General features: G+C 67.7%; 17 protein-coding genes. 8 read left to right on the top strand and 9 right to left on the bottom strand.

What is annotated here, in order from left to right; all coding sequences use genetic code 11:
- Positions 1–152 precede the first annotated feature (152 nt).
- Complete coding sequence (locus tag VXC91_RS34275) at positions 153–275, top strand: hypothetical protein (protein WP_329511261.1); 123 nt, start codon at positions 153–155, stop codon at positions 273–275.
- 185 nt (positions 276–460) lie between these two features.
- Here the strand turns inward: VXC91_RS34275 and VXC91_RS34280 are convergent, their stop codons facing one another.
- Complete coding sequence (locus tag VXC91_RS34280; RefSeq protein WP_329511262.1) at positions 461–1,285, bottom strand: TRADD-N-associated membrane domain-containing protein; 825 nt, start codon at positions 1,283–1,285, stop codon at positions 461–463.
- Between the two features lie 727 nt (positions 1,286–2,012).
- On the opposite strand from VXC91_RS34280, the gene VXC91_RS34285 reads away from it, so the two are divergent.
- Positions 2,013–2,561, top strand: coding sequence for a hypothetical protein (locus VXC91_RS34285; protein ID WP_329511263.1), 549 nt, complete (start codon positions 2,013–2,015; stop codon positions 2,559–2,561).
- A gap of 148 nt (positions 2,562–2,709) precedes the next feature.
- On the opposite strand, the gene VXC91_RS34290 is transcribed toward VXC91_RS34285, so the two are convergent.
- From VXC91_RS34290 to VXC91_RS34315, 6 genes are all read right to left on the bottom strand, one after another.
- Complete coding sequence (locus VXC91_RS34290; RefSeq protein ID WP_329511264.1) at positions 2,710–3,024, bottom strand: hypothetical protein; 315 nt, start codon at positions 3,022–3,024, stop codon at positions 2,710–2,712.
- 361 nt (positions 3,025–3,385) lie between these two features.
- A complete protein-coding gene (locus VXC91_RS34295) occupies positions 3,386–4,216 on the bottom strand; it encodes an oxidoreductase (protein ID WP_329511265.1) in 831 nt (276 codons plus the stop codon).
- A gap of 431 nt (positions 4,217–4,647) precedes the next feature.
- Complete coding sequence (locus tag VXC91_RS47175; protein WP_408057541.1) at positions 4,648–4,962, bottom strand: DoxX family protein; 315 nt, start codon at positions 4,960–4,962, stop codon at positions 4,648–4,650.
- On the bottom strand, positions 4,890–5,138 hold the full coding sequence (locus VXC91_RS47180; RefSeq protein ID WP_408057540.1) for a DoxX family protein: 249 nt from the start codon (positions 5,136–5,138) through the stop codon (positions 4,890–4,892). The genes VXC91_RS47175 and VXC91_RS47180 overlap by 73 nt, the downstream gene beginning before the upstream one ends.
- Positions 5,139–5,192: 54 nt before the next feature.
- Entirely contained in the window at positions 5,193–6,500 is a 1,308-nt protein-coding gene (locus tag VXC91_RS34305; RefSeq protein WP_408057542.1) for an amidohydrolase family protein, read from the bottom strand.
- A gap of 167 nt (positions 6,501–6,667) precedes the next feature.
- Positions 6,668–7,330: a hydrolase gene (locus tag VXC91_RS34315; RefSeq protein WP_329511266.1), complete on the bottom strand. Its 663-nt coding sequence runs from the start codon at positions 7,328–7,330 to the stop codon at positions 6,668–6,670.
- A 154-nt stretch (positions 7,331–7,484) separates the two neighbouring features.
- On the opposite strand from VXC91_RS34315, the gene VXC91_RS34320 reads away from it, so the two are divergent.
- From VXC91_RS34320 to VXC91_RS34335, 4 genes are all read left to right on the top strand, one after another.
- Positions 7,485–7,817 carry a LysR family transcriptional regulator gene (locus tag VXC91_RS34320; RefSeq protein ID WP_329511267.1) on the top strand — a complete coding sequence of 111 codons (333 nt, stop codon included), beginning with the start codon at positions 7,485–7,487 and terminating at the stop codon, positions 7,815–7,817.
- A complete protein-coding gene (locus tag VXC91_RS34325; RefSeq protein WP_329511273.1) occupies positions 7,774–8,367 on the top strand; it encodes a LysR substrate-binding domain-containing protein in 594 nt (197 codons plus the stop codon). Before VXC91_RS34320 ends, VXC91_RS34325 begins: the two co-directional genes overlap by 44 nt.
- A gap of 216 nt (positions 8,368–8,583) precedes the next feature.
- Positions 8,584–8,748 (top strand): hypothetical protein, encoded by a 165-nt coding sequence (locus VXC91_RS34330; protein ID WP_329511268.1) that lies wholly within the window; start codon positions 8,584–8,586, stop codon positions 8,746–8,748.
- A gap of 738 nt (positions 8,749–9,486) precedes the next feature.
- Complete coding sequence (locus VXC91_RS34335) at positions 9,487–10,254, top strand: hypothetical protein (protein ID WP_329511274.1); 768 nt, start codon at positions 9,487–9,489, stop codon at positions 10,252–10,254.
- A gap of 348 nt (positions 10,255–10,602) precedes the next feature.
- Here VXC91_RS34335 and VXC91_RS34340 read toward each other — a convergent pair whose 3' ends face one another.
- Together VXC91_RS34340 and VXC91_RS34345 are read right to left on the bottom strand one after the other, a co-directional pair.
- Positions 10,603–11,100 carry a DUF4265 domain-containing protein gene (locus VXC91_RS34340; protein WP_329511269.1) on the bottom strand — a complete coding sequence of 166 codons (498 nt, stop codon included), beginning with the start codon at positions 11,098–11,100 and terminating at the stop codon, positions 10,603–10,605.
- 356 nt (positions 11,101–11,456) lie between these two features.
- Positions 11,457–11,996 carry a MarR family winged helix-turn-helix transcriptional regulator gene (locus tag VXC91_RS34345; RefSeq protein ID WP_329511270.1) on the bottom strand — a complete coding sequence of 180 codons (540 nt, stop codon included), beginning with the start codon at positions 11,994–11,996 and terminating at the stop codon, positions 11,457–11,459.
- A gap of 284 nt (positions 11,997–12,280) precedes the next feature.
- On the opposite strand from VXC91_RS34345, the gene VXC91_RS34350 reads away from it, so the two are divergent.
- Positions 12,281–13,075, top strand: coding sequence for an alpha/beta hydrolase (locus tag VXC91_RS34350; protein ID WP_329511271.1), 795 nt, complete (start codon positions 12,281–12,283; stop codon positions 13,073–13,075).
- A gap of 535 nt (positions 13,076–13,610) precedes the next feature.
- Positions 13,611–15,110, top strand: a 1,500-nt coding sequence (locus VXC91_RS34355) for a PAS domain S-box protein (RefSeq protein ID WP_329511272.1), incomplete at its 3' end; no start/stop codon positions are given.

Below are 15,110 nucleotides of genomic sequence, written 5' to 3' on the forward strand. Positions count from 1 at the left end.
TACTCCAGCAGCACTGTGACGTTTTCCCTGCTCAGGGGCGGTTTGGGTAAGTGCAGTGGGCCGATTGACGGCCCGTGTTCTCTTTCCCGAGCCGCCCCTCGATCGTGTGTAGCCGCCACTGATAGTGGCAGCGAGCCGGGCAGCTTCCTGACGTGATCGACGAGCCTGCAGTGGAAATCTGGAACGACGAGCTCGAGGAACTGTTCCTGCGTACCGGCCACCGCTTCAGGCGCGTCGAGCCACGTCGCAGGATGCGTAACTACGGTGGGGGCTGACGCTCGAGAAGAACCACGAGGCGCGAAGGGCTGCCGCACCTCGTGGTGTGTCCGCCCAGCTAGACCCAAGTATCGAGCCACATCCGCGACCGCCAGCTGCCATGCCCAGCTGCCAGTGCGCCGCCGGCCGGGCGGAGACAAGAGGCTGGCCGCGCTGCAGAGCGGGCTGGCTAATTGCACGATCGTCAAGGCTGTTGCGGCGCTTGCCCGCTGTTCGTCGCATCTGGGCTGGCGTGTCGACGACGCTGCTGTTTAGGGACTCGTGTGGCATTCAGGGCGTGGCGATGCATTTCCTTGCCGCTCTCCAGGATGTCGTCCACGATGCGCTCCAGGACAATTGCCTGTCGTTCCTTCGGTAGTGACTGAACGATCCGCTCGGCGGAAAGAAAATACCCGTTGAGTACAGGCTGATCAAAGTACTGGTTCAATTGCTGCAGTGCGCGCTCGTAGACGTGCATGTACGTCTTACTCAAGTAGCCTGTGAAGGCGCTGCTCACGACTGTGACCGAGCCAATGAACAATCGGTCACCCTGGCTGTTGTACTGGAACGAGGCGACGAAGCAGACACCAATGATGAGAAGGCCGACGGTCATGGCGACCAAGCTGCTCGTGAACGCCTTGTCGGCCTGTTGGGTGGCAATGCCGTGGTAGCGATCGAGCAGAACCCGGTTGAAGTTCACGAGGCTCGGCAATTCTGTCCTCTCGCGCAAGCGGTCTGCGGCATCCTCCAGCGCCTTGATCTCCCTCGCCTTGGCTTCTCCTCTGTGCTTCATGTAGACAAAGAAAATACAAAAGGCAACGAACACCATTGCTGTGACCAGCGTCACGAAGGTGGGGGCGAACCAAACTGGAAGTGCCGTACGCCTCTTGTCTTCCGGGCTACCGAACTGGCTGTTCCAACCAGCATTCCATACCCATGCCACCCCGCCCAAAAAACCGACCGTCAGCACGACCATAATTCCGCCCAAGATTAATTGGGCTTTTCCCTGGAAGAAGGAAGAGATGGCCATGGACTGCTGGTCGCCCTCGCCCGGTGGATAGCTGTATCCGCTGGGCTCATACCCCGGGGGGAAGCCGGGGTAGCCAGTAGGTTCATCTGTCAAGTCGGCCCCGCTTGTGATTAGGCGCCACTACCGTGTGCCACCGGATGTTACTCACATCCCACTGGTGCGTGCGGCCACAACCTGCATCAGGGGGTTTCCTGTCCCGCGCTCGACCGGACGGCACTGACGGCAGCCGTTGACGGCAACAGGAGTGCACGCTGCCGTATGAGGGAAGGCATCCGCGCACCTCGCAGGCCAGGACGGGAGCCCGAGAGCCCGACCCGAAGGCCGGGAGGGGGAACTTGTAAGGCTGCGGTCGCCCGCCCACCGACTCGGTTTGCCCCAGGCGTCCCCCGGCAGTGCCGGCTGCCAGGGAAAGGGCAGGTCGCAGGGCGTGGGCGGAGCCCGCTGTAAGTGGGCTAGCTGTGCGCTGGGCTATCCGAGGGTGGCCAGCAGCAACGGCCAGGACGGGGAACCGGGGTCCACAGGGGTTAATTCGGCCGGACTCTGCCCACGTACGGACTCCGCAGGTCACGCGCGTGATCGCCCAACCTCGCTCCGCGCGAGGTGCTCTGGGCGCTGGTCCGGCGCGTGGGACGGTGACGGAAAATCCGCGCAGATGCAACCGGCGGGCACCCTGCCGAGTCCTCCACCACGTCGCGGACGAGCGGCCCGACATGGAAGGAGATGCCACATGGCGCGACAGCGCGCGGAGCGCGGAACCACGGAGGGTGAAAGACAGCGGCGGATACGCCGGGCCACCGTCGCCGGTGGCATCACGGCCACCTGTCTCGGGGCCGCGTCCGTCGTCGTCGAGGGCGTCAAGGGGGCCGCCCACGGCATCACCTGGTTCATCGTGGTGCCGCTCACCGTGGGGTGCAGCGCCTTCGCCGGCTGGGCGGGGGCGAGGACCGGCCGCGAGAACGCCGTCCGCACGGAGACGCTCGGACCCGGTGAGAGGCTGATGGGCACCTACACCGTGCGGCCGCCGTTCACGCCCGGGCGGGGCCCGACCCCGTACGAGAATCCGCCCTTCCAGCTGCTGCTGACCTCCCGGCACCTCCAGCTCTGGGAGCACTCCAACCTGCTGTGGGCTCACCCCTGGGCCGAACTGCGCCTGGCCGTCGACGGGCCGCGCCTGAAGATCTACCACCGGGGCGAGGAGGCGGGCTTCATGATCCTCGAACCCCCGGGCACGCCCCTGGAGGTCCAGCTCGCGGCCCGCCGCCTGGGCGCGTCCTGACGGCGACTGGACCTCCGCCTGAAGGTCGTCGAGCCCCCTGATGACGAAGTTGGGCTTGCGCTCGGGCTCGGCCGCCAGGCTCAGCCTCGGTGCCTTCTCCAGCAGGGCCGTCATCGCACCACTCTCCTAAAGTGGTTGTCCAGCGCGCTCACCGAGTCCACACTCGCTGGAACTCTTCGGCCGGGATGGCCTCCAGCGGATCCTCTTCAGGATCGATCGCTTGGTCTGTCAGGAAGCCGTGTTCGTCCTCCAGGTGCTCCCAGCTGTATCGGTGGAGTTGGCCGGTCGAAGTCAGCTCGGCTTGCTTGATGACGATCAACTCGCCGCGGTCAGGTACGGCCTCGATGTACCACAAGCCGCCCTCCTCGTCAGCGTGGTGGAAGTGGTGCCGCAGGGTGGCGTCCTCATCGGGTGCTCGGAAGTACGCCACGGTCTCTGCTTTGATGCGCTCCAGGTCAACCACGGGGCCATCGTGCCAGCGAGTGCATATGGCTGCAGGCGAATGCGTACCGAGGATCGCCCCGCGGCTCAGCCGTACGAAGCGCAGGAGTTCACGGACGATGCCTGCGTTACCCATCGCCCAGCCGGTGCACGGTGCGAGATCACTCGGGGTGGCCCGGTGCCCGAAGTTCGACCAGCGAGCGCCGTCGCTGTCCCGGATCGCGCGAGCGGCGAGGTCCGCGACGAGGACGGAGGCGAAGTCATACGGGTCCTGCTGTTCGGCGATCCGGTCACAGGCCAGCGCGAGGACTCCCGCGGTGCCACAGCAGCGGCCGTTGTTGTCCCAGAAGCCGGGGCGGGGCCGCCCGGCGCGTTCGCGCGGGTCAGTCGTGGTCGGTCGTGACGGCGACGTGCCGCCAGGCCTCCATTTCCTTCTTGACGCCGGCCAACTTGGCCTCGAAGGCCTGGACGGTGTCGCTGCCCAGTTGCAGGCGCAGCGGGGGCTCGGCGGCCGCGGCCATCTCGACAATGGCCTTGGCGCCCTTGACCGGGTCGCCGGGCTGGGTGTGATTGGTCCCCGGGACGGCATCGCGCATCGCGCCGGAAGTGGCCGCGTAGTCGTCGATCACGTGGACGCCTGTGGTCAGGCTGCTCGGGTCCAGGAAGTCGGTGCGGAAGAAGCCCGGCTCCACAATCGTCACATGCACACCCAGCGGGGCGAGTTCGTCATGGAGGGCCTCGGTGAAACCCTCCACGGCGAACTTCGTTGACGCGTATACGCCCCACCCTGCAAAACTGACGAAGCCGGCGATGGCGCCAATGTTGATCACGTGGCCGGAGCGCTGGCGGCGCAGGACGGGCAGGACGGCGCGCTGCACGGCAAGCACCCCGAAGACGTTCGTCGCGTAGACCGCGCGGACCGCGTCGGCGTCGGCCTCCTCCACTGCGGCGAGCAGACCACTGCCGGCGTTGTTGACCAGAACATCGATGCGGCCGAAGCGCTGAACGGCGGCGCTCACGGCGGCCTCGATCTGGCTCTGATCGGTTACGTCCAGCGGTACCGCCAGCAGGGCATCGCCGGCGTCGGGGAACTGCCTGCTGACGCTTTCCGCGCTGCGGGCGGTCGCCACGACCTGGTGTCCTGCGGCCAGCGCCGCGCGGGTGATGTCCGCGCCGAGGCCACGGGACGAACCTGTCACAAACCACACACTCATCGATTACTCCTTCAATGCTCTCCGGCTTCATAGCCATCGGTTCTTGGACGCCGGCATTGCGGCCTCCTTGGGTGTTGCACCGGGGCGGGTGGTCCGTCCCCGGGCAGGACATTCAGACAAACAATCTTCTGAGGAAGGTGTTTACCTATACGTTTTTTGAATTCGAGTTCCGTAAAGCTGTCCACGTTCTCCGCAACAGCGATCGCGTCCGACAGCAGCGACCGGGGACAGCGGCTGCCGTGATACATCCGACGACGACCACGGCAAAGACCCGGCCTGGCACCTGAAGGAACCGCTTCCCCTGGCGCCCGAAGACGTCCGAGCGGCCTCGCGGCCGAGGCGTGGGAGACGACCCTGGGGCCACACCGTCCGGCGACGGAATCGGCACGGCACCTGACGAAGGGTGCGGCGCGCACCGGTGCGAGGTCCGGTCAGCGGCCTGACGGCGATCCGAGGATTCGTCGGGTCAGCAGCGCGCTGCCGACGCCCACCAGGACGGCTGCGGCGGTCCACGCCGGGTGCCAGGGGTTGAGCCCGAGGGCTTGGTCGATCGACCAGCGTCCGGGTCCGGTGAGCGTCAGTACGGCCGGCAGGATGATCAGCACGAGCGGGTATTCGTAGCCGTCGTTTTGCACCCAGAGCCCGTTGTGCCGCTTGACGGTGACGGCGACGGTCATGACTCCCGCTGCGATGGTGGCTGCCAGGGGGGTGAGTGCTCCTGTGCACAGCAGCAGACCCGCGGCGATCTGTCCGCCTCCCGCGGCGGCCGCGGGAGCCGGCCGCCGCGGAACCCGTCCGCTGCGAACTCTGCCGCTCCGCCCTCGATCCCGTGGCCGCCGAGGCGGTGGCTGACCTTCTGGATCCCGTGCCCGGCGAACAGCAGGCCGACGGCCAGCCTCAGGATGAGCAATCCGGTGTTCATCACACTCTCCTCAAGCGTGGGTAGGTGGCGCGGCAGCGCTCGGTTGCCGGTGCGTTACAGGACGAAGCAGGCGTCGAAGATCTCGGGGGCGGCCTCGGGGGTGAAGCCGCGGGCGGCACGCCGCTGGCGGTGCTGCTCGGACTCGGCGACGGCCTGCCCGAGGAGTTCGGCCTGGCGGGCGCCGGAGATGCTGGGCTTGACGGTGGCCTGGTAGCCGCCGAAGTGCGCCACCGGGCTCCATGCCGGACTGACCGGCGGGAGTTGCTCGTCCAGGCCCTCGTACTCGCCGGTGGCGTAGACGATGCGGCCGCCGGTGACGGTCAGCAGCGACTCGAGGTGCGGGATGTCCTGCTCGGGGACGGCGAAGAAGTCGTCGGACAGGATGGCCAGGTCGGCGTAGTAGCCGGGGGCGAGGATGCCCTTGACGTTCTGCCCTCCGGTGAGCTGGGCGCCGGCCTGGGTGTACATCTCCAGCGCCCTCTCCCGGGAGACGCGGTTTTGGGGCGGGTAGATCGTCAGGTCGCCGACGGTGCGGCCGGCCACCAGCCAGTGCAGGGCGACCCAGGGGTTGTAGGAGGACACCCGGGTGGCGTCGGTGCCGGCGCCGACGGTCAGGCCGCGCTCCAGCATGGCGCGGATCGGCGGGGCCTCGGCGGCGGCCCCGGGGCCGTAGCGGCGGACGAATGCCTCGCCCTGGAAGGACATGCGGTTCTGGACGGACACGGCGCCGCCGAGGGCGGCGATGCGGTCCAGGCTGTCGCGGGAGACGGTCTCGGCGTGGTCGAACAGCCAGCGGTTGCCGGCCGGGAAGAGGCCCTCGGCGGCGAGCTTCTCGAACACGGCGAGGTTGCGGCGGATGGTCTCGTCGTAGGTGGCGTGCAGGCGAAAGCCCCAGCCGTTCTCCATCAGCAGCCGTACGGCCTGCTCGAACTCAGCCTCGTACGGGCCGAGTTCGGGCCGGGGCTGGGTGAAGTTCTCGAAGTCGGCGGCGGCCCAGGTGAGGTTCTCGCCCGCGCCGTTCAGGCGCAGCCACTCGTCGCCGTCGCCGGGGCGGACCATGCCGATCCAGCACTTGAGGTCGTCGATCTCCTGCCCGCCGGTCTGGGGGAAGAGGTGGTAGGCGATGCGCAGGGAGAGCCGGCCTTCCCTGGCCAGGTCGATGACGGTGCCGTAGTTGTCGGGGAAGTTCTGGAACCCGCCGGCGGCGTCGATGGCGGAGGTGAGGCCGAAGCGGACAGCTGCGAAGCCCAGAATGACCACGTTGCCGGTCATGTTCGCGGTGAAGACATGGCCCAGGCCGAGGTAGCTGATCGCGTCGATGAGGCCGCTCACGACCGTCAGGACGGTGAGTGAGGCCAGCAGTGGTTCACGACGGTCCGAGCCGTCCGCCGGCCGAGCGCTTTCGGTGTTGCTGGGATGCACGGTGTCTCCATGGAGCCATACCGGGCCGGGACGCCGTCTCCCGCGTCCCCTCGGGTGGTGTCCCGACCCGGTAGCGATGCGCCCTGTGGGGGCGATTGGTGAGCAACTCAGCCGGCGGCGTGGGCACCGATGACGGACTGGGCGTAGACGACACCGAGGCCGTAGGCGCCACAGTGCTCCTTGACGATGTCCATGACGTCCGCGTAGGTCTCGCCCCGGGCCCAGTCGCGCTGCAGCTCGAGCATCACCTGGATCCAGGTCACCGGGACGGCCCCGGCATTGACCATGCGCTGCAGGGCGTGCTCGTGGGCAGCAGGGGTGATACCGCCGGAGGCGACGGCCACCACGTACACCTCATAGCCCTGCCCCAGCGCGGACAGCGCCGGCATGACCAGGCAGACCTCGGTCCACAGGCCGGACAGGACGATCTTCTTGCGGCCGGTCGCCTTGATCGCGTCGACCACGGCCTGGTCCTCCCAGGCGTTCATCGCGGTGCGGTCGATGATCTCCTGACCGGGGAAGACGGCCGCCAGTTGCGGCAGCAGCGGGCCGGAGAAACCCTCCGCGGCGACACTGGTGAGCACGGTGGGTACGTTGAACGTCTTCGCGGCCTTGGCCAGCCCCACGGTCGCGTTGATGACCGACTGACGGTCGTCGCTGGCCACGCCGAGGAACATCTGCGGCTGGTGATCGACGAAAAGGAAGACTGAGTTCTCGGGAGTGAGAAGGGCCGGGCTCGGGGCAGCCGTGACGTGGTGGAAGTTGAACATTGATGGTGCTCTTTCAGATATGCGGCGGAGCCAACTGATGCTCCGATCCAAGTTCGAGCGATTGCTTGAATGCTTAACGGATTTGCTGGCTATGACGGTCGAAGTCCAACGAAAGTCGGAGACCGCCACCATCGCTCCGAGAGATACTTGAGGTGTGGAATTGCGCCAGCTCGAGCACTTCGTCGCCGTCGCCGAGGAAGCGAACTTCACCCGTGCCGCGGCACGGCTGCACGTCGTCCAGTCCGCGGTCTCCGCCACGATCAAGAGCCTCGAGCGAGAACTCGGCATGCCGCTGCTGGACCGCAACTCCAAACGCGTGCTGCTCACCGATGCCGGTGCCGCCCTGCTCCCGCGCGCCCATGCCGCTCTCGAGGCCGCCCGAGAGGCCGTGGACGCGGTGGCCGAGGCGCGGCGGACTGGGCGGCACACTGCGGCTGGGCATGATGACCTCGGTTCGGCCTCTCGACGTTCCAGCGCTCCTCGGTGAATTCCACCGGCGTCATCCTGGCGTGCTCCTGCAGATCAGCGCCGTCCCCACCGGCTCCCAGGGCCTGGTCGACGCCCTCCTCGAACGGCGGCTCGACCTCGCCCTCGTCTCCCTGCCCGGACCACGCCCGGCAGGCATCACGCTCACCGAGCTCACCACCTCGGTGCTCGACCTCGTCGTGCCGGCCGACCATCCGCTCGCTAAACGCCGCACCGTGCCGATCACCGAATTTGCCGGCCTGGACTTCGTCGACTCCCCCGTGGGCTACGGCAACCGGGCCGTTGCCGACCGGGCCTTCGCCGCCGCCTCCGTCCCGCGCCGCGTCACCGTCGAGACCACGGACCTCGCCACCAGCGTGGCCTACGTCCAGAACGGCCTGGGCGTGGCCCTGCTGCCACGGTTCGCCGTCAGCGAAGAGCAGGGCGTCGCCGCGCTGACCGTCGACGACGCCGACCTGGACTGGCGGATGTTCCTGGCTGTCCCGTCCGAGCGCACGCCCAGTGCTGCGGCACGTGCCATGATCGCGTTGGGGCGCGAGTTCCTCGCCTGAGCGGGTCCGTGCCGCGCCGGGTTCCGCCAACGACATGCCCTTGACGGACAGTTCCTCGCTCGCCGCGTTCGGCGCGCGGTGTACGGCCCGAGTGGTCGCCGGCGCCACGCGCCGGATTGTTCCGCACCATCATCGGTACCCCGGCCGGGACCAACGACCTCCTGACGGCCTATCAGGTCGATCAGCCGGCCCTGGGACGACAAGTCCTGGGCGGATGTGCTCACCTCGCCCGCGCCCGCGCCCGCGCCCGCGCCCGCGCCCGCGCCCCCTCCCGACCGACTGCGGCAGCTCGTGCACCTCGTCCACGCCCACCTCGAAGAGTGGTGGGACACCAAGGGACACAACTGGCAGTCGGCGAAGATGGGACAGCGACTTCCCTGACCGTCTCGCGCCGGCACGCAACGGCGCTTGCACCCTGCGAGGGCCTTGCGTGGCAAGGTGGGGCAAGGCGTCAGCAGCGATATGTGCGCGCTGGTCAGGATGTGTCACGCGCGCGGCCTGTAAAGCTGCCGGCCATTCCGCGAGGCTGACAGTGTCGACCTGTTGAGGGGGCTGGGCCGGCTGGCAGTGTGGTTGACGTACTGCAGCCACTCCGAGCGCCGTTACGCCAGGGCGCCGTAGTGGGGGAGGCGAGGCCGGGCAAGGACGATCCTTGGCACGTCCAACGTCGGTTCGTGTTGTGGTGCCCGCAGGCACAAGAGACAGCGCCCGCTGATGCCTGGTGCACCGGGCACCGAGTGCTGGACGTCCTTAGGGGGTGAGGCCCGGATGACTCACGGTGTGCATCAAGTGGCGGGTGAAGCAGGGGCGTTGTTCAGAAACGGGGGCCTGTTTTGCCGACCGGGTTCGTTGACCGGGTTGAGCACATGAAGTTACGGGCGCTTCTTAGGGCGGTGATCGAACGGCGCGGCGGTCAGGCCATCGTGATCGACAGCGTTTCTGGGATGGGAAGGCCCGCGCTGCTCAGGGGATTCGAAGAGGAAGCGGGGATTCGCCAGACGCCGCCTCGCCGGCGACCACCGGCCGCGCCGCACGCTCCACTGAGTACGCCTACTCATGCCGACCCGCACCGAGCCGGGGACGATGGGCTGTGTCGACGTACAGACGGGAGGCGGGGGCATGGGCAGATTTCTGGGGGCGGTGGTGGCCGTCGTGGCGGCGGCCGCAGCACTGGTCTTCGCATACGTGGCGGGGGCACCGCCCGCGGTGGTATTCGCCGTCGGGGCGGGCGTGCTGAGCCTTCTGTGGCTGCTGCTCCTGCTCACGCTGCCCTGGAACCTGTACTTCCGCGCGCATGCGGTGCTCGCCGAGATCGCGGTGAGCCGTGAGAAGGGCATGAAGGTCTCCCCGGCCCGGGATGCCGAGGCCGCGCACATCGCCCGCACGATGCTCCGGGCGGCGGTCGCGGGTCACGTCCTGACGGCAGCGGTTGTCTTCGCTGCCACCTGGGCGACAGGCGAGTTCACGGGTTACTGGTTCGCCGCGTTCTTCTTGCTGAGCACCTTCTTCCGTCCGGCCGGCGCTTACTTCGGCCAGCTCCGGCGGCGCCTCGGCACCCTCCTCACGGACGTCACGTATCCGCGGGACGACGTCGTTGAGCTGCACGCCCGGCTGAACCGCGTCGAGGCCGGGACGCGGGTCCTGGAGGAGAAGGCGGAGGAACAGTACCGAGCCCTCGCCGAACTGCGCCGCACCATGGACGCGCTGGCCATGAGCACGAACGAGCGGACCGAGGAGTCGGACCGCAGGATCCTCGCGCTGGGCAGGGAGTTCGAGTCCACGGTGAACCGTCTCACCGACAATCAGGAAATCATCGCGGGCGTGAAGGCGTTCCTGCGCCTGCTGCGCTCCACCGACGCGGCCGACGGCGCCCCGGCCTCCGGGTGACCGGGGCCTCATGGACTGGGGTCGACTCGGAGACCTTGCGCCGGCTGTCCGTGACGCACTGTACGGCGGTTTATGGGGCAACAGTGGGGCAGCGAAGCGGTGCTGGCCGGGGCGATGGTGCCGTACACGCGCATCCACGTTATGCAGACCTGCCGCCGGTAAGCGGCCAGGCGTTGCGCCAGGCCAGGCGGTGGTCGAACCTCTCATCAGCGTCTCCAACGACACCCCACGGGCTCGGTGACACCACCCCCCAGGTCATCCGTTCGACAGGGGGGAACAGTCATGCCGGGTCCGGAGGCCAGCGGCCCTTTTGCAGGACCGCGAAGAACATAACGGGGGGCACGCTGGTCACGCCTCAGATTCGTGCCACCAGTCCAGCGGCTCTCCGTCCGGTCCGAAGACATTGCTGAATCCCCATTCGAGCAGCACGCTCACGCCTGCGGCCCACGTTTCCATCACGGCCTCGACGGCGGGGAATCCGGCAGCGGCCGGCACCGTCACCACGATGAACCGCCGGTCGGCAGGCGCCTCCACCAGGCCCCCCAGGGGGGTGAAGGCGCTGATCAGGGATTCCAGCGACTCAGCAGCAAAGGGCGGCTCGCCGAACGCCTGGATGCAGAGGTTCGGGCCTCGCCGCTCGACCTGGAACAGACCATCGGCATCGATCTTCAGCAAGTCCCCGGCCGCACAGCCCTCGACCATGCCAGGGCTACCCATCAGTTCGTAGGTGCCGGGACCGACCGCCCTGGCAGGGAGTGTCTCGAACACTGGCCTGCCGGAGCCGGCAAGGCCGGCCCGGAGTGCCACATGACAGTAGTTGGAGTGCGCTGGGCTCTCGATGCTCATGCGAGGATGCTCGCAGAGACTGTCCGAGGTCGGTGGAGCGGCCTTGGGCTGGAGCGGCTTCGGCGCGAGTGATCATGGCCCCGTAAGCTTTCGGCGCGTCGGGCAGGTAGTGGACCTGCCTGGTAATGCACGACGTTGGGGCCATGACCTTCGAGGCTCGCGCCAAAGTGCCTAAAGCCGTGGAGCCGACCGCCCCAGCCCCAGAGGGTTTTCTACCTCGGCCCGCACGCCACCGCCGCTTCACGCGAGAGACGGCCATCGCCATGGCCGTTGTCACCACGGGGCTGATCGGGCTCTGCATCGCAGTGATCCTCGGATCGGCGGCGGGAGCGGCCTGACGTCACTCAGCCGCTCCCTCAGGCGTTGCCCTCCAGGGACACCAGGATCTTGCGCAGGGCGTCCGCAATCCCTGCCCGTTCCGCCGGCTCCAGAACAGAAAGCACATCCCGTTCCAGGGCGAAGTGCCGTTCCACCAGGCGGTCGAAACTCACCCGGCCCTCCTCCGACAGACGGACCAGAGTGCTTCTCCCGTCGACGGGGGAAGGGCCGCGCTCGATCCACCCTTCCCGCTCCAGCCGGTTGAGTCTCCCCGAAAGGCCGGCGGAGGAGACGGTCAGCGCCTGGCGCAGCTGCCCGGGCGTCAGCGCATAGGGACGGCCGCCGCGGCGCAGCGCCTGCAGCAGATCGAAGTCCCCGACATTGGCAATAGCCAGGCCGCCCGGGCGGCGCAGCCCGATAGCGAACAGTTCTTCCAGCAGCCGAGCCGCACGCAGAAGGCGAGCGATGACCTCGCTGGACGACACGTCCAGTTCCGGCCACTCGCTGCGCCACTCGGACAGCATCGCGTCCACGCTGTCACCGGCGCCGAAGGCTTCGCTGTCGTCGTCCTCACCCATGGCGGATCCAGCCTATCGGCAGCACCACCGAGGACCGTCCTCACCGCGGCCGTAGTTCTCTCCCCGGCTCAGCTCCTGGAAGCGCTGCCCGTGCTGTTCCCGAGCCGGCGGCCTGCTCGGCCCGGCCGGTCGCAGGAACGGCTGTGAACAACAAACCGAGGCGGTATGGGCATCAGCATCCTCTGTGCCACAAAGGCAATTTTCCTGCCCTGGTGTCACATGGCCAGGCCCCTAGCGGTCTTACGTGCGACCTGTCATCGGTCCACCCGCTGAGGAGCACACTGATGCAACCCGACACCATCGTCCTCGTCCACGGCTTTTGGCTGACGCCGCGGGCCTGGGAGTACTGGATCACCCACTACGAGAACAAGGGCTTCTGTGTCATCGCGCCGCCCTACCCTGGATTCGAGGTGGAGGTCGAGGCTCTCAACGCCGACCCGACCCCGATCGAGACTGTGACCGTTCCGGCGATCATCTCCAGCCTGGAGAAGCTGATCAAGGGATTGGACCAGCCACCCATAGTGATGGGTCACTCCGCCGGTGGGCTTTTCACCCAGATCCTCCTGGACCGCGGCCTCGGCACCGCCGGAGTGGTGCTCAACTCCGCGCCCGCCGAGGGCGTGACCACCGTCCCACTGTCCCAGATCCGGTCCCTCTTCCCCGTCCTGAAGAACCCGGCAAACCGGCATCGCGCCGTCGGACTGGACTTCGACCAATGGCGCTACGCCTTCACGAACACGTTTCCCGAGGACCAGGTCCGCGCCACGTATGAGCGCTACCACATCCCCGCACCTGGCAGCGTTGTCTGGAGCGGCTCACTGGCCAACCTTCACCCCGGCCACAGTGACACGTACGTGAACTTCCACAACGCCGGCCGGGCGCCCCTGCTGTTCCTCTCCGGCGAGGACGACCATGTCATGCCGCCGAAGGTCCAGGTGTCCAACGCCAAGCACTACAAGGCGGAGGGCATCACCACCGAGGTCAAGGTGTTTCCCGGCCGCTCCCACCTGATGGGTGTCCAGGACGGCTGGCAGGAGATCGCCGACTACGCCCTCGACTGGGCGCTCGCCCACTCCTGATACGGCAGCCAAGGCCGCAACTTCCGGCGCCTGGCGCTGTGATCGCTCGCCCCACCTGGTGGCAGGGCGCGAGCTGCTGATCCGGTTCCGCGAGCGCTCAGCCGAACAACGCTGGAAAACCCTCCCCTCCTACCGTCGATGTACCGGACCGGACGGGAGGGTTTTGTCATGCTCCTGCACGGATTCACCCGGAGGAAATCCGTCGGGCCTTCCACCTGGGCGACGACCAGATGCCCCTCACCCGGCGCCCCACGAACACCTCGAATCAGCCCCGCCCAAGGATCATGGCGGCCGGCTACGACTACAGGTCCAAGACGATGTTCGTGCACTTTCCCCGGAGGCGGGGCGGGTCAGCCGGCAACTCGGAGCTTCACCTGGCCGGCAGCCCGACGACGACCTGGATGACGGGAGCAGTGTCGGCCGCGACTGCCAGCGCTGTCACAAAACCGATCATTATCTGGTCATTCGGGAAAAACGGGCGCATTGTTCGAGCCTCAGACCGCCGGCCTTTCCAGACTCCCGAGGAGAGCACTCGATGACCACGACCAGCCTCGACGCAGTGACGCTCGGTAAGCAGTTGAATATGTCTGACATATCCGACACAGCAATCGTGCTGCTCGACGAGAAGGGGACGGTCGTCGCATGGACACACACTGCCGAACGCCTCCTCGGATACTCTGCCGGGGACATCGTGGGCCGGTCTGCCGCACTGGTGCTGCCATCCTTCAGGGAAGCGACGACGACATCGGCGTTCGTCGAGCAGTGTCATGCCGAAAACGGCTGGTCAGGGGCGACAGCGGTGCGCCACCGGGATGGCGGCGTGCTCGACGTCAGTGTGCGGATCACGATGTTGCGCGGTCAGGACGGGACAACGCGATGGCTCGCGTCCGTGACCGACACCGTCCCGCAGTCCGGGGACGCGATAGACAGATCGGTGCGAGGGCCGCTGCTCGCCCGCGCGCCGATCGGCGTCGGCATTCGGGACCTGCAACTGCGGTGCACCTACGTGAACGATGTTGCTGAGAGCTACGACGGCCTTCGCCGTGACCGGCGTCTCGGGCGTCGATTCACCGAGGTACTGCCCGGTGACCATGGCGAAACAATTGAGGCGGTCATGCGGCAGGTCCTCCAAAGCGGTGCGACCAAGGTCCACGAGTACCGGACGTGGCTGCCGACGAGCCAGGGCCCGGAGCACCAGTTCGCGGCTTCGTTCCAGTGCCTCCAGGGCGCCGACGGCGAATCGCTGGGGGTGTGCGTCATCGGCGCCGACGTCACCGCGAGCTGGCAGGCGCGTGAGCGCCTCGCCGTCCTCAGCCAGGCCAGTGCCCGCCTGGGCAGCACCCTGGATGTGATGCAGGCCAGCCAGGAACTGGCCGACCTCTCCGTGCCGCTGCTCGCCGACTTCGTCGCCGTGGACCTGGAGCAGTCGGTCTCGTTCGGGGAGGGGCTCCCGGTCCGCATCGGCGCGACGGGCAAGCACCTTCCTGGTCTCCGACGTGCTGGTCTGGCCTCGATCCACCAAGGTGTGCCGGAATCCCCGTGGGTGCGCGGTGAGCCGGTGTTCGTGCCGCCGATCCCACCTTTCACCGACGTCCTGTGTGCCGGGAAGTCCTTCTTGGAGCCCGTCCTGGACACCGCCTCAGGCGCATGGGTCCACAAGGTGCCGGAACTGGCACGCGAGGTCCGCGAGAACGGCGTGCACTCGATCATGGTCGTGCCCATCCGTGCGCGGCGCGCCCTGCTGGGCGCGGCGCTGTTCGTCCGCACCAAGGATCCCGTGCCGTTCCATGAGGCCGATCTGCTCCTGGCCGAAGAGCTCGTCGGCCGCGCCGCGCAGGCGTTGGACAACGCCCGTCAGTACGCTCGCAAACACACCACCGCCCTCGCGCTGCAACGCCATCTGCTGCCCCGCCGGCTGACAGGCGGCACAGCGGTCGAGGTGGCGTCGCGCTACCTGCCCGCGGATCTGGACCACAGCGTCGGCGGCGACTGGTTCGACGTGTTCCCGCTGTCCGGCGCGCGGGTGGCGCTCGTC

This window comes from Streptomyces chiangmaiensis, assembly GCF_036281785.1.
Lineage (GTDB): Bacteria > Actinomycetota > Actinomycetes > Streptomycetales > Streptomycetaceae > Streptomyces > Streptomyces chiangmaiensis.

Bases quoted from the DNA above. Each gene is read 5' to 3' on its own strand.
- VXC91_RS34280 (WP_329511262.1), bottom strand. From the start codon at position 1,285: ATGGCCATCTCTTCCTTCTTCCAGGGAAAAGCCCAATTAATCTTGGGC.
- VXC91_RS34285 (WP_329511263.1), top strand. From the start codon at position 2,013: ATGGCGCGACAGCGCGCGGAGCGCGGAACCACGGAGGGTGAAAGACAG.
- VXC91_RS34295 (WP_329511265.1), bottom strand. From the start codon at position 4,216: ATGAGTGTGTGGTTTGTGACAGGTTCGTCCCGTGGCCTCGGCGCGGAC.
- VXC91_RS47180 (WP_408057540.1), bottom strand. From the start codon at position 5,138: ATGAACACCGGATTGCTCATCCTGAGGCTGGCCGTCGGCCTGCTGTTC.
- VXC91_RS34315 (WP_329511266.1), bottom strand. From the start codon at position 7,330: ATGTTCAACTTCCACCACGTCACGGCTGCCCCGAGCCCGGCCCTTCTC.
- VXC91_RS34325 (WP_329511273.1), top strand. From the start codon at position 7,774: ATGACCTCGGTTCGGCCTCTCGACGTTCCAGCGCTCCTCGGTGAATTC.
- VXC91_RS34335 (WP_329511274.1), top strand. From the start codon at position 9,487: ATGGGCAGATTTCTGGGGGCGGTGGTGGCCGTCGTGGCGGCGGCCGCA.
- VXC91_RS34340 (WP_329511269.1), bottom strand. From the start codon at position 11,100: ATGAGCATCGAGAGCCCAGCGCACTCCAACTACTGTCATGTGGCACTC.
- VXC91_RS34345 (WP_329511270.1), bottom strand. From the start codon at position 11,996: ATGGGTGAGGACGACGACAGCGAAGCCTTCGGCGCCGGTGACAGCGTG.
- VXC91_RS34350 (WP_329511271.1), top strand. From the start codon at position 12,281: ATGCAACCCGACACCATCGTCCTCGTCCACGGCTTTTGGCTGACGCCG.